Below are 12362 nucleotides of genomic sequence, written 5' to 3' on the forward strand. Positions count from 1 at the left end.
CCGGCGATGACGGACGGCCTGGCCACGCGGCCGGAACTTCGGGCGGAGCACCTGCCGCTGCTGCGCGAACTTGGTGACTTGAAGCGGGTGCGGTCGGCGGCGCGCGAGGGTTCCATTGCAGAACGCCTGTTCGCTTCCGCATGGGCGCATCTCGCGGGTGGCGGCGATGCGGGGCAGGGCTGGCGCGGCGCGGTATCGGCGGCGCTGGCGGCGACACGGATGGGCGATCTGGATGCGGCCGCCCTCGCAGCCGTCGGCGTGCAGCCTGGGGCGGCGCGCGCCATCCATGCCAGGGCCGTGGATGATGCGGCGCGGGCCATCGACGCAGAGATGCGGGCAGCGCTGCAGGAGGCAGCTGCGTTGCGCACAGGCGTGGTGCCGCCTTTCGTCGCATCGCTGGCACGGCAGCCGCGCGCCGGCGTCACCTGCCCGGGGCGTCCGCGGCTGCTGCTGGAACCGCCGGAGAACCACGCCGAGCATTGCCTGATGGTGGCGGTCTACGGCGTGCTGCTGTGCCCGGCCTACAATGCCGACCCTGCCACGGTCTATGTCGCGGGCCTGGCCCATCATCTGCACAATGCGCTGCTGCCGGATTCCGGCTTCGTCGGGGAGGAACTGCTCGGCGACCAGCTAGAGACTGCTTTCCGGCATGCGACGGAGGCGGCGCTGGCGCAGCTACCTGCGCCAGTGATGGAGATCGTGCGCCAGGCGAGGCGTATCGTGCCCGATGCGACGACGCCCGAGGGCCGCGCCTTTCACGCCGCAGATACACTCGACCGCGTGCTGCAGGTTGAACAGCACCTGCGCGCCGGGCAAATGACGCTGCGTTTCGTGCTGGAGGAGATGGAGCTGGTGCATGCCGGGCCGGTGAAGCCCTTCCAGGATCGCGTGCTGCGCGATGTGGGGCTGCTGGCGTGATGCGGCGTGACGGGCCGCATTCGGTGCGGGACGCGCAGGGTCGCCGCTGGCCGGTGCTGGATGGTATCGTCTTCGCACGTGCCTCGCGTCAGGAGATGGCGCGGCTGGCGCTCGGGCTGCTCGATGCGGGCGACAAGGACGCGGCGCTGGTGCTGCTGCTGGCGGACCAGGACGATTGGTGGCGCGGCCCGATCGCGGCACCGGACGCTCTGCGCGACCTCGTCACGAACCGCGAGAGCCTGAGCCTGCGTGAGGCGATGGCGCGGCTGGCCTGGGGGCCGGTGGCCGACTACTTCGCGCATCGCTGGAGCGACCCGACCTTCCTCGCCGGCCTGGCGCTGGTTGAGGCGCATTGGAACGCGCCGCGCCGGGCCTTCGAACTGGCCTGCGGCATCGGCCAGCATCTGCGGGCGCTGGCGCAGCGGGATGTGGCGGTGGCGGGCGCGGATGTGGTGTTTGCCAAGCTATGGGTCGCGCGGCACTGGGTGGTGCCGGAGGCCGAGCTGATCTGCCTGGACGCGGCGGAGCCGCAGGGGCTGGACGCGGCGGAGCCGTTCGAAACCCAGGGCGGCTTCGATCTTGTCGCCTGCCACGATGCCTTCTACTTCCTGGAGCCGAAGGCGGCCGTGCTGCGCTGGCTTCGTGGCCTGGCAGGCCCGCAAGGCGTGCTGGCCATCGGCCACGTCCACAACCGCGACTGGCCGAACCTGTCCGCCGGGGCCGCGGTGACGGCGGCGGAGATGGCGGCGCTGTTCCCCGATGGGCTGTTCTACGACGATGCCGAGTTGACGCGTGCGGCGGTGCAGGGCCGGGTGCCCGCCGCCGCGCCCGCCGCATCCCTGGCGCAGGTCGAAGCCTTCGCCGTGGCAGCCGGGCCGGGCCTCGCCGTGGCGCGCCCTGCCACGGGCCGCCTGGCGTTGCCGCCGCCCGGCGCCAGGCTGCAGCGCAATCCGCTGTACCGGGAGGATGGCGCCATCGCCTGGCCCTCCGCGCGCTACGAACGGGAATACGGGCCGCGCGCCACCTATCCGCTGCGCGCCACGGCACCGGAGACGGCGGTGGCCGGCGCGCATACCGCCGCCTGGGCCCTGCGGCGCGAATTGCTCGAACTGCCGGAGCGCTGGTGATGCTGGGCTGGGGCATCGCCGGATATGGCTGGATCGCCCGGGACTACGCCGCGCCGGCGATGCTGGCGGCAGGGCATCGCGTGCAGGCGGTCTGCGACATCGGCGCCGCTGCGCGCGACGCGGCGAGGGCGCGGCTGGATCCGCCAGGCGGCGTGCATGAGGGGCTCGCCACGCTGCTGCGCGACCCGGCGGTGCAGGCCATCTACGTGGCCACCCCGAACCACCTGCACCGTGCGGCGGTGGAGGCGGCGGCGGCGGCCGGCAAGGCGGTGCTGTGCGAAAAACCGATGGCCGCGACGCTGGCGGATGCCGAGGCGATGGCGGCATGCGTCGCGCGCGCCGGCATCCTGTACGGCACCGCCTTCGACCAGCGCCACCACCCCGCGCATGAAGCGATGCGCGACGCGATCGCGCAGGGGCTGATCGGCACGCCGACCGCCATCCGCATCGCCTATGCCTGCTGGCTCGACGCGCAGTGGAGCGTGACCGGGGAGGGCGACAATTGGCGCGCCGATCCCGCGCGCGCCGGCGGCGGCGCACTGATGGACTTGGCGCCGCATGGCCTCGACCTCGCGCAGTTCCTGCTGGAAGAGACGCTGGAGCAGGTGGCAGCCTTCACGCAGCGGCGCGTGCAGCGCTACGCCGTGGATGATGGCGCGGTGCTGATCGGGCGCAGCGCCGGCGGCACGCTGCTGCAGATGCACGTCGCCTACAACTGCCCCGACGGGCTGCCGCGGCGGCGCCTCGAGATCCTCGGCTCGGCCGGGCAATTGCTGGCGGAGGACACGATGGGCCAGGACCCCGGCGGCACGGTGCTGCACCTGGATGAGCGCGGGCGGGCGCGGCGGCTGGTGGTGCCGAATGCGGAGGCCTCGCCCTTCGCGCGGCAGATGACGGCATTCGGGCAGGCGATGCGGGATGGTGGCGCGGGCTTCAGCGCCGCGCGGGACCTGCACACGATGCGACTGCTGCACCAGGCCTATGAAGGAGCCGGCACATGCCGCTGATCCCCTGGGCCTGCGCGCATTGCGGCTTCTGGCAGAAGCATTTCGAACCACGCGGCTGCCCGGTCTGCGAGGATACCCGCAACGACCTGCCGGCGGATGGCTGGCACTTCCTGCGCGAGGCGGAGGTGGCGGCGCGGTTGACCGGTAGCTGGCGGCGGCTGGATCGCGACATGGTCGCCTTCACCACGGCGCCCCCCTTCGGGCTCAACGGCACCGGCTGGCTGCTGCTGCACCCCGGTGGCAACACCGCCTTCGAGGCCGCACCCTACTACACGCCGGAGATGCTGGAGGAGATCCGCCGGCTCGGCGGAATCCGATTCCTCGCCGCCTCGCACTGCCACGGCTACGGCGCGCTGTGGCAGTTGCAGGACGTGTTCCAGCCGGAGGTCATGGCGATCCAGAAGGACGACCTTCGCATGACCAAGGCGTTCCGCGTCACCTGGCCCTATGACGAGGCGCTGGAACTGCGGCCCGGCCAGCGCCTGCTGCATGTCGGCGGCCACTACGAGGGCCAGGCCGTGCTGCATGACAGCACCCGCGGAATCCTGTTCTGCGGCGATGCCTTCAAGGTAGACCAGGACGCGGCCGGGTACAGCACCGCGATCTCCACGCACAAGGCGTTCCACAAGGACATCCCGCTGTCGCCGGCCGAGGTGCAACGCTACCGCGAGGTGATCGGCGGGCTGCGCTTCGACACCGTCTGCACCCCCTTCGAACACGCGCCAGGCATCACGACGGAGATCGCCCTGGCCGTGCTGGACGACCAGCTGCGCGGCCCGCCGGGCGTGCGGCACATCCCCCTGGATCAACTGCGCGAGGCCCGATGAGCGATGACCTTCAGGCGGTGGCGGACGCCTTCCGCGGGACGATGCCACGCGACGCGCATGTCTCCGTCTTCCGCATCGACCAGCTCGACCGCACCGGCGTGCCCGTGGTGCAGGCCAACCTGATCCTGTCCGACGAGCCCGCCACCATCGGCTACGGCTACGGCTTCACCTCCGTCGAGGCCGAGGTCGGCGCGCTTGGTGAGTTGTGCGAGGAAGTGCATGTCGGCCGGCATGTGGCCGAGGCGCCGCGCGTCACGGGAAGCCATGCGAGCCTGTCGCGCGAACGTCCGGTGGCGGACCCGCTGACGCTCTGCCTGCCGGCGGGTTCGGACTACACGCCGGACCTGGCGCTCGACTGGATCGAGGCGCGGCGCTGGCCATCCGGCGAGGCGGTGCTGGTGCCGCGCGAATGGGTCGCGGCCTATCCCTACCAGCTCGGCGCTAAGCCACGACTGATCACACCGATCACCAATGGGCTCGGCGCCGGCTTCGACCTGGAACACGCCATCGCACATGGCATCATGGAAGCGCTGCAGCGCGACGGCAACGTCACCGGCTACCGCGCGCTCGACCAGGGGATTGTGGTGGAGCCGGACGCGGTGACGGATGTGCAGGTGCAGGGCCTGCTGGACCGTCTGTGCGGCCTCGGCATCGGGGTCACGGTGAAACTGGCCAGCACCGAGTTCGGCATGACCAACCTGTATGTCGTGGGCGACGACCGCGGCCAGCCGGTGGTGCCGATCCAGGTGACGGCCTGTGGCGAGGCGGTGCATCCGGACCGCGCGCGGGGGCTGCGCAAGGCGCTGCTCGAATTCTGCGGATCGCGCGCCCGCAAGGCCGCGACGCATGGTCCGGTGCCGCTGCTGCGGAAGGCGCTGCCGCCGGAGTATGTCGAACGCCAGCTTGCGGTCGCCATGTTAGACGAGGAGGAGCCGCGGGCGCTGGCGGCCATGGTGGAATGGATGGGGCTTGACGCGTCGGCTTTGCGTGCGCGTCTGGCCGGCACGGTGTTCTCCGAACGGCAGCGCCGGAGCCTGTCGGGCCTGCCGGATGCGGGCGCGCCCGCCGTCGCATCGTCGAAGGACCGTCTGGACCTGCTGGTGCGCGCCCTGGCAGCGGAAGACCTCGAGGTTATCTACGTCGATTGCTCGCCCAGCGCCGAGGTGCGCGTGGTGAAGGTGGTGGTGCCGGGCCTCGAGAGCGAAACGATGAGCTACCACCGCATCGGCTGGCGCGGCGTGCGGCGGCTGCGGGCGCGCGATGATGCGCTGCTGCGCGATGCGCCGGGCGAAGCCCTGCAACGCGTGCGGCTGCGGCCGGGGGACGAGGCGCGCGCGGGCGGACCTGCCTGGTTCGACACCGCCCTGGCCACCCGCATCGTCGGCGGCCTGTACCCGATGTACCGCGAGACCGGCACGTTTTCCGCCCAGCTTGCCTCGCGAAAGGAAGCGGCATGAGCCTGCGCCTCGCCTACAACACCAACGGCACCGCGAACCACCGGCTGGCGGATGCCGTCGCGATCATTGCCGAGGCCGGCTATGACGGCGTGGCGCTGACGCTGGACCATCATTACCTGGACCCGATGGAGCCCGGCTGGCAGGCGCGGGCGGAGGCGCTGGCGCGCGACCTGGCGGCGCGTCGCATGGGCTGCGTCATCGAGACCGGCGCGCGCTACCTGCTCGACCCCCGCGCGAAGCATGAGCCGACGCTGCTGACGGCGGATGCGGCAGGGCGGGCGCGGCGCGTCGCCTTCCTCAACCGCGCGACCGATATCGGCGCAATATTGGGGGCGGAGGCGATGTCCTTCTGGGCCGGCGTGCCGCGCCCGGGCGTCAGCCCGCACCAGGCGCGGGCGTGGCTGCGGGACGGCGTGGCGCAGGTGCTGGAACATGCCGCGCGCAGCGGCATCACGGCGGCGCTGGAGCCGGAGCCGGGGATGCTGGTGGAGACCGTCGATGATTTCACGGCGCTGCGCGCGGAACTGCCCTGGCTGACGCTGGCGCTCGACCTCGGGCACCTGCTGGTGACGGGCGAACGCGATCCAGCGGCGGCGGTGGCGGAGTTCGCCGACTGCATCGGCACCGTCGCCATCGAGGACATGGCGCGCGGCGTGCATGTCCACCTGCCCTTCGGCGAGGGCGACATGGACATCCCCGGCTGCCTCGATGCGCTGGAGCGTGCCAACTTTCGGAAGCTCGTCTGCGTCGAGCTGTCGCGCGAAAGCCACCGCGCCGATTCGATGGTGCCGGCCTCGCTCGCCTGGCTGCGCGGCTGCCGCGAGGCGAGGCGCGTGGCGTGAGGGTGCTGTTCCTGTCGCGGCGCTTCTTTCCCGCCATTTCCGGCATGAGCGTCTATGCGCTGAACCTGCTGCGGCAACTGGTGGCGGCGGGACACGACGTGACGATGGTCAGCCAGTATCGCGGCGATCGGGTCGGCACGCGCATCTATGGCGGCGGACCGCCGCCCGAGGTGCCGGGGGTGCGCGTCATCGGGCTGCGATCCTCCGGCGAGGAGGTCGAGGGCGAAGCGGATTTCGAGGGCGACGTGCAGGCGATGGTGGACGTCATCCTGGCCGAGCATGCGCGCGCGCCCTTCGACGTGCTGCACGCGCAATACGGCTATCCTACCGGCTGGGCCGTGCTGCTGGCCGCGCGGCAGATCGGCGTGCCGGTGGTGGTCTCCATCCAGGGCGGCGACGGGCATTGGGTCGGATCCTGCTGCGAGACGCACCGGCAGGCGATGCTGCGCGTGCTGAACCATGCCGGCCGCCTGCTGATCGGCTGCGACAGCTTCGCGCAGGAGGTGGTCGAACGCCTTGGTGTCGATCGCGCCCGTTTCACGATCGTGCCCGGCGCCGTGGACGTGGCGGAGTTCCACCCGCCGGCTGACCGGAAGGCGGGCGATCCCCTGCGCCTGTTCTACCATGGCCGCGTCGACCGGCGGAAAGGCGCGCTGGACTTCCTCGATGCGCTGGCCTTGCTGCGGCAGCAGGGCGTCGCCTTCGCCGCGACCATCAGCGGCATCGGGCCGGATCTGGAGGCCTGCCGGAACCGCGATGCAGCGCTGGACCTCGGCACGCGCTTCTCCGGCTATGCGGATTACGCGGCGGCGCCGGCCCTCTATCGCGAACAGGACGTGTTCGTCTCGCCAACCTACGCCGAGGGATTCTCCAACACGGTGCTGGAGGCGATGGCGAGCGGCCTGGCCTGCGTCTCCTGCACCGCGGTCGGGGTGGTGGATTGCCTGCGGCACGGCGAGAACGGCCTGCTCAGCGCGCCCGGCGACGTGCCCGCGCTGGCGGCCAACCTGCGCCGGGTGATCGAGGACACCGCGCTGCGCGAAGGCCTGGCCGCGGCGGCGCTGGCGGAATGCCGCGCCACCTATTCATGGGAGGTGGTGGGGCGACAGATCATGGCCATGTACGAGGATGTGCGGAACAGCGCACCGGTCCGCGACTTCGACGCGGCGTTGCCAATGGAGCCGTGCCGCTTCCGCACGGCGCCGCATCTGCTGTGACCCGCCTCGCACTTGCCCTGTCGCCGCATCTCGACGATGCCGCCTTCTCGGCCGGCGGCACGCTGGCGCGGCTGGCGGATGCGGGGTGGGAGGTGGTGGTGGCGACGCTGTTCACCGCCTCCGTCCCCGAACCCACCGGCTTCGCCCTGGCCTGCCAGACCGACAAAGGCCTGGCGCCGGAGGTGGACTACATGGCGCTGCGGCGATCTGAGGATGCCGCGGCCTGCGCCGTGCTCGGCGCGCAACCCATCTGGCTGGCGCTGCGCGAGGCGCCACACCGCGGCTACCACTCCGCCGCCGCCCTGTTCGGACCGCCGCGGGCGGATGATCCCGCGGAGCGGGAAGCGACGGCGGCGATGGAGCCGCTTCTTGACCTGCTGCGCCCGAGCCTACTGCTGGCGCCGCAGGCGATCGGCGGGCATGTCGACCACGTGCTGCTGCTGCGGGCGCTGCGTGGCCTGGAGGTACAGGTGCCGGTGCTGTGGTGGCGTGACTTCCCCTACGTGGCCCGAACCACGACGCCCGCCATGCCCTGCGCGGCGCTGCTGGAGGGCCTGCCGGAGGCGGCGCTGCCCGGCGATGCCGCCCGCAAGCAGGCGGCCTGCGCGGCCTATGCCAGCCAGCTTGGCTTCCAGTTTGGCGGCCCGGCCGGGCTGGAGCGGGCGCTGGAGGGTGCGGGCACGGCGGAGGTGTTCCGCCTGCAGGGCGACCCGCCCTTGGCGCGCGCCGCATGAGCGCGGTGCTCGCCTGCCCGGATGGACTGGCGGCGCGGCTGGCGCTGCTGCAACGGGCGCCGCACATGGTGCCGCTCCGCGACTTCGCGACACGGCTTCGCGTCGCGACCGGCCGGCCGGTACCGGAAGCCGATCCCGCCGATTGCGGCGCCGCGGCCCGCGTGCTGCTGCTGCTGCTGGAGACGCCTGCGCCCGGCATCGGCATCGTGTCGCGCGACAATGCCGGCGGCACGGCGGCCAATCTGCGCCGCTTCCTCGGCGAGGCCGGTCTGGCGCGCCAGGACGTGCTGCTGTGGAACCTGATCCCGTGGATGATCCACGCCCCGGGCGCCCGCAACCGCGCGCCGCTGGCCGCCGAGGCGCAGGCCGGGTGCGCCTGGCTGCCGGCGCTGCTGGAATTGCTGCCGGCGCTGCGCGTGGCCGTGCTGGCCGGGCGTATCGCGGCGCAGGCGGAGGACACGCTGCGCGCGGCGCGGCCCGGGCTGGAGGTGCGGCTGATGCCGCATCCCAGCCCCAACTGCGTCTGCACCCATCCCATGATCGCCGCGCGAATCGCGACGACGCTCGCCGACGTCGCTGGCCTGCTGCGTGTCCCGACCCCAACCCAGACCGCCTGAGGGCGCTCCGGCACCGGGCCTGCCCGGCGCGGCCTTCATGCCGCGGCGCTCGGCTTTCACCGGCCTGGTGGCGCTGCTGGCGCTCGGCCTGGTGGGGCTCTCGCTGCGCGTCCTCGCACCCGGCGGCTGGACCGCATGGGAAGGAATGCTGCTGGCCTGCCTGGTGCTGAACGCACCCTGGGTCGCGCTGGCGGGCGCCACCGGGCTGATTGGCGCCGGCATCCGGCTGGGCGCGCGCGATGCGGCGGCCGCGGTGCTGCCGGTGCTGCGGGACCTGCCGGCGGATGCGCCGGTCCGGCGCCGCACGCTGATCGCCGTCTGCGCGCGGGATGAGGAGATGGCGGCGGTGCTGGCCCCGCTCGGCCGGCTGCTGGACGGGCTGGCAGGGCACGCCGGCTGCTTCGGGCTGGCCATCCTGTCCGACAGCGCACGTGCCGATGGCGAGGCGGCGGCGGTGGCGCGCTTCGCGGCGTCGCGGCCGGCAGGGCAGGTGCGGTACCGGCGCCGCGCAGACAACGCCGGCTACAAGGCGGGCAACGTCATGGACTGCCTCGACCATCATGCGGAGGGCTTCGACTTCCTGTTGTTGCTGGACGCGGATTCCGAGATGACGGCGGCGGCGGTACTGCGGATGGTGCGGGTTATGCAGGCGGACCCAGGCCTCGCCATTCTGCAATCAACCATCGCCAGCCGGCCGGCTTCCGCGCCGTTCCCACGGATGCTCGGCTTCGGGCACCGTCCTGGCTCCCTTACCTGGGCCACCGGGCAGGCCTGGTGGCAGGGGGCGGAAGGGCCCTACTGGGGGCACAATGCGCTGATCCGCATCGCGCCCTTCCGCATCCATGCGCGGCTCGGCACACTGCCGGATGGGCGGCACATCCTCTCGCACGACCATGTCGAGGCGGCGCGGCTGCATGCAGCGGGCTGGGCGGTGCGGGTACTGCCGGACCGTGACATCGCCGAGGACGGGTCGCGCGAGGCGCAGCCGCCGAACCTGCCGGAATTCCTGCAGCGCGACCGGCGCTGGGCGGCGGGCAACATGCAGTACCTGCACCTGCTGCGGCGGCCTGACCTCGGCGCCCTCGGCCGCTTCCAGATGCTGCAGGCGATCCTGCACTACGCCCTCGCGCCGGCCTGGTTCGCGATGCTGCCTCTGGCGGTGCTGAACGCCGGCGTGGATGCGGCGACGCCGCGCGGGGCGCTGCTGGCGTTGCTGGGGCTGGGCTTCGCGCTGCTGCATCTGCCGCGCCTCGCCGGACATGCGGAAGCGCTGTGGCACGCGGCCCCTTCCGGCCGTGGCGCCTATCTGCGGCGGATGCTGCGCGAGGCGACCTTCCTGCTGATGTTCGATTCGATCCTCGCCTTCGATCGCACGCTGACGGTGCTGGCCGCCGGGCGGCGTCGCGGCTGGGCGGCGCAGCATCGGGCGGAGCGGGTGGTGGCCTGGCGCGAGGCAGCGCGGCTGCTCTGGCCACATACGCTCATGGGTGGCGTGCTGGTGGCGGGGCTGGCGGCCAGCGGCTCGGGCTTCGCCCTGGCGGTGGCGCTGCCGGTGGTGGCGGGGCTGCTGCTGGCCATTCCTTTCGCGGTGCTGACGGCGCGCCCCGATGCAGCCTGAAGCGCCCGGCGCAGCGCCGCGCTGGCCACTGGTGGACCGGACGGGCTGGTGCTTGGCGCTGGTCTTCGCGCTGTATGGCTACCAGGGGCTGGTGGCGGGCTTCGCGCTGACCGCGCTGCCGAACCATTTCGCCAGCCTCGGCGCCAGCACGGAGCAAGTGGGCGCCCATATCGCGACCGTCGGGCTGCCCTGGATCCTGCAGCCGCTCTGGGGGCCGGTCGTCGATCGCTTCGGCGGCTTCCGCATGGGGCGGCGCCGCTTCTGGGTGGTGCTGGCGCTGGCGGCATCCCTGCTGGCACTGGCGCGGCTGCTGCTGGCGGGGCCGGTCACGGTCGAGGGCATCGCCGCAATCAGCGCCGTGTTCCTGCTGCACAGCGCCCTGGCCGCGCTGGTGGATACCGCGACCGATGGAATGATCATCGACCATGTGCCGACGGCGCGGCTCGGCCGGGCGAATGCGGTGACGCGCGCCGGCTTCGTCTCCGGCATCGCGGTGGGCACCGCGCTGTTCGCCTGGCTGTTGCCGGGCCGGGGGTTGGCCTTCGCCTCCGGTGCCCTGCTGGCGGTGGGCGCCCTTGTGCTGGTGCTGCCGCTTCTGGTGCGGGAGGCGCCGGGCGACGATTGGCTCTCGCTGCGGCGGCGTGAGATGCGGACAGGCGGCGAATCCTTTGCAGCAGTGATGCGGCAACTCCGGGATATCCTGCGGCGGCGCTCAACGCTCGCGCTGCTCGGCTTCTGCTTTTGCATCGATTTCGCCGGTGCGGTGTTTCGCGTGCCGCTAGCGGTGGAGTTGATCCAGCGGCGCGGGTGGGAGGCGGAGGCGCTGTCCTCCTGGCAGGCCGGCATTGCCCTGATGGCCGGCACCGTCGGCGCGCTGCTGGTGGGATGGTGGACAGACCGGGTGGGACCGGGGCGGGCGGTGGCGGTGCTGCTGGCGCTGTGTGCACTGGGTCATGTCGTGGCAGGTGCCCTGCTTGCGCTGGGAAACTCGCTCTGGGCGGCGCGGGCGGGCCCGCTGGCGCTCGGATTGTCGGGGGTGTTGCCGGCGCTGCTGTTCGTGGCGCTGGCGCCGGCGGTGATGCGCGCCAGTCGTGGCGCAGCCGCGGCAACGCGCTTCGCAATGTTCATGGCCGCTCTCAACCTCGGCGACGTCGCCGGAGCCGCCATGGCGGGAACCGTGGTGCAATGGCTGAACCTTTGGGCGACTGGGCTTTTCGCAGCGGCCGTATTCTGTCTCGGCGCGGTGCTGGCTGCGCTTGCACAAAGCCTCCGCGAGGTGGGTGCGGTCTAGGGTGGTGGTTTGGAGTGACAGAAACTAAAGTGTGCAGTGAAGCACCCTGAGCCGGGCCGCTTCGGTGAGGTGGAAAGAGCTTCGCGTGCAAGCACACCGAGCCACCATCGTCTCGGGCGCCGGCACCGCCGGCCTCGTCGCCGCCTACAGCTTGCCGAGCGCCGCTTCCGCCTGGTGATCGTTGCAGGCGGACGCACTGCGTGCGATCGGGTATGCCGTTGATCTCTGGGGGCAGGGCGATGCGCCGAGGGAATCACGCCGTCGCGGCGGCTTCAACAGGGCTCCGGTTTTGAAAGATTTTGGCCGGTCCTGCGGCGCCGCCTTGCAATTACGAATACTTCCCGCAGCCAGAACGCCGAGGAAGACCGCGGACTTCAGCGTTGTTCAAGGCTGACTAGGGATACCGTCCAGAGCCTCGCCGCCAGCCCGATCGGGCGGTGCAGACCACCGCCCATTCGTGTTTCACCTTCTCAAGGCCGCGGAGGGTTCGCGGCACTGCGTCCGCATTCCGCCCCAACTTGCCAGACGCCGGCCCGACGTCGCAGCGTTAGCGGGTGGTTATCCGCTTGAGCGCGTTCCAGGTCGCGTCGGTGACGAACCCGTAGACCAGGTGCGCGACCAGCCCGCGTGCATGTGCCTGCCAGGGATAGCGCCTCGGATGGGCGGACAGGCCGGCGGCTGCGTTGACCAGCTCGTCCTGCAGCAGG

General features: G+C 72.0%; 11 protein-coding genes. All 11 read left to right on the forward strand.

The features are described from left to right. The first annotated feature begins 6 nt into the window (after positions 1-6). The 11 genes from ACFHPP_RS26325 to ACFHPP_RS26375 are packed head-to-tail and all read left to right on the forward strand — an operon-like array spanning position 7 to position 11655. Positions 7-918, forward strand: coding sequence for an HD domain-containing protein (locus ACFHPP_RS26325; protein ID WP_437166215.1), 912 nt, complete (start codon positions 7-9; stop codon positions 916-918). Next, positions 918-2045 carry a class I SAM-dependent methyltransferase gene (locus ACFHPP_RS26330; protein WP_437166216.1) on the forward strand — a complete coding sequence of 376 codons (1128 nt, stop codon included), beginning with the start codon at positions 918-920 and terminating at the stop codon, positions 2043-2045. The genes ACFHPP_RS26325 and ACFHPP_RS26330 overlap by 1 nt, the downstream gene beginning before the upstream one ends. Continuing rightward, on the forward strand, positions 2045-3052 hold the full coding sequence (locus ACFHPP_RS26335; RefSeq protein WP_437166217.1) for a Gfo/Idh/MocA family protein: 1008 nt from the start codon (positions 2045-2047) through the stop codon (positions 3050-3052). Before ACFHPP_RS26330 ends, ACFHPP_RS26335 begins: the two co-directional genes overlap by 1 nt. Next, on the forward strand, positions 3043-3879 hold the full coding sequence (locus tag ACFHPP_RS26340; RefSeq protein ID WP_437166218.1) for an MBL fold metallo-hydrolase: 837 nt from the start codon (positions 3043-3045) through the stop codon (positions 3877-3879). Before ACFHPP_RS26335 ends, ACFHPP_RS26340 begins: the two co-directional genes overlap by 10 nt. Continuing rightward, the gene (locus tag ACFHPP_RS26345; RefSeq protein ID WP_437166219.1) at positions 3876-5336 is read left to right on the forward strand and encodes a YcaO-like family protein; all 1461 of its coding nucleotides are present in this window, start codon (positions 3876-3878) and stop codon (positions 5334-5336) included. The genes ACFHPP_RS26340 and ACFHPP_RS26345 overlap by 4 nt, the downstream gene beginning before the upstream one ends. After that, positions 5333-6178 (forward strand): sugar phosphate isomerase/epimerase family protein, encoded by an 846-nt coding sequence (locus ACFHPP_RS26350; protein WP_437166220.1) that lies wholly within the window; start codon positions 5333-5335, stop codon positions 6176-6178. The genes ACFHPP_RS26345 and ACFHPP_RS26350 overlap by 4 nt, the downstream gene beginning before the upstream one ends. Further along, positions 6175-7395, forward strand: a complete 1221-nt coding sequence (locus ACFHPP_RS26355) for a glycosyltransferase family 4 protein (protein WP_437166221.1) — start codon at positions 6175-6177, stop codon at positions 7393-7395. Before ACFHPP_RS26350 ends, ACFHPP_RS26355 begins: the two co-directional genes overlap by 4 nt. Next, on the forward strand, positions 7392-8129 hold the full coding sequence (locus ACFHPP_RS26360) for a PIG-L deacetylase family protein (protein WP_437166222.1): 738 nt from the start codon (positions 7392-7394) through the stop codon (positions 8127-8129). The genes ACFHPP_RS26355 and ACFHPP_RS26360 overlap by 4 nt, the downstream gene beginning before the upstream one ends. After that, a complete protein-coding gene (locus ACFHPP_RS26365; protein ID WP_437166223.1) occupies positions 8126-8746 on the forward strand; it encodes a uracil-DNA glycosylase family protein in 621 nt (206 codons plus the stop codon). Before ACFHPP_RS26360 ends, ACFHPP_RS26365 begins: the two co-directional genes overlap by 4 nt. Positions 8747-8783: 37 nt before the next feature. Next, positions 8784-10364 carry a glycosyltransferase family 2 protein gene (locus ACFHPP_RS26370; RefSeq protein ID WP_437166224.1) on the forward strand — a complete coding sequence of 527 codons (1581 nt, stop codon included), beginning with the start codon at positions 8784-8786 and terminating at the stop codon, positions 10362-10364. Beyond that, on the forward strand, positions 10354-11655 hold the full coding sequence (locus ACFHPP_RS26375; protein ID WP_437166225.1) for an MFS transporter: 1302 nt from the start codon (positions 10354-10356) through the stop codon (positions 11653-11655). Before ACFHPP_RS26370 ends, ACFHPP_RS26375 begins: the two co-directional genes overlap by 11 nt. Positions 11656-12362 lie beyond the last annotated feature (707 nt).

The organism is Falsiroseomonas sp. E2-1-a20, from assembly GCF_051433195.1.
GTDB lineage: Bacteria > Pseudomonadota > Alphaproteobacteria > Acetobacterales > Acetobacteraceae > Falsiroseomonas.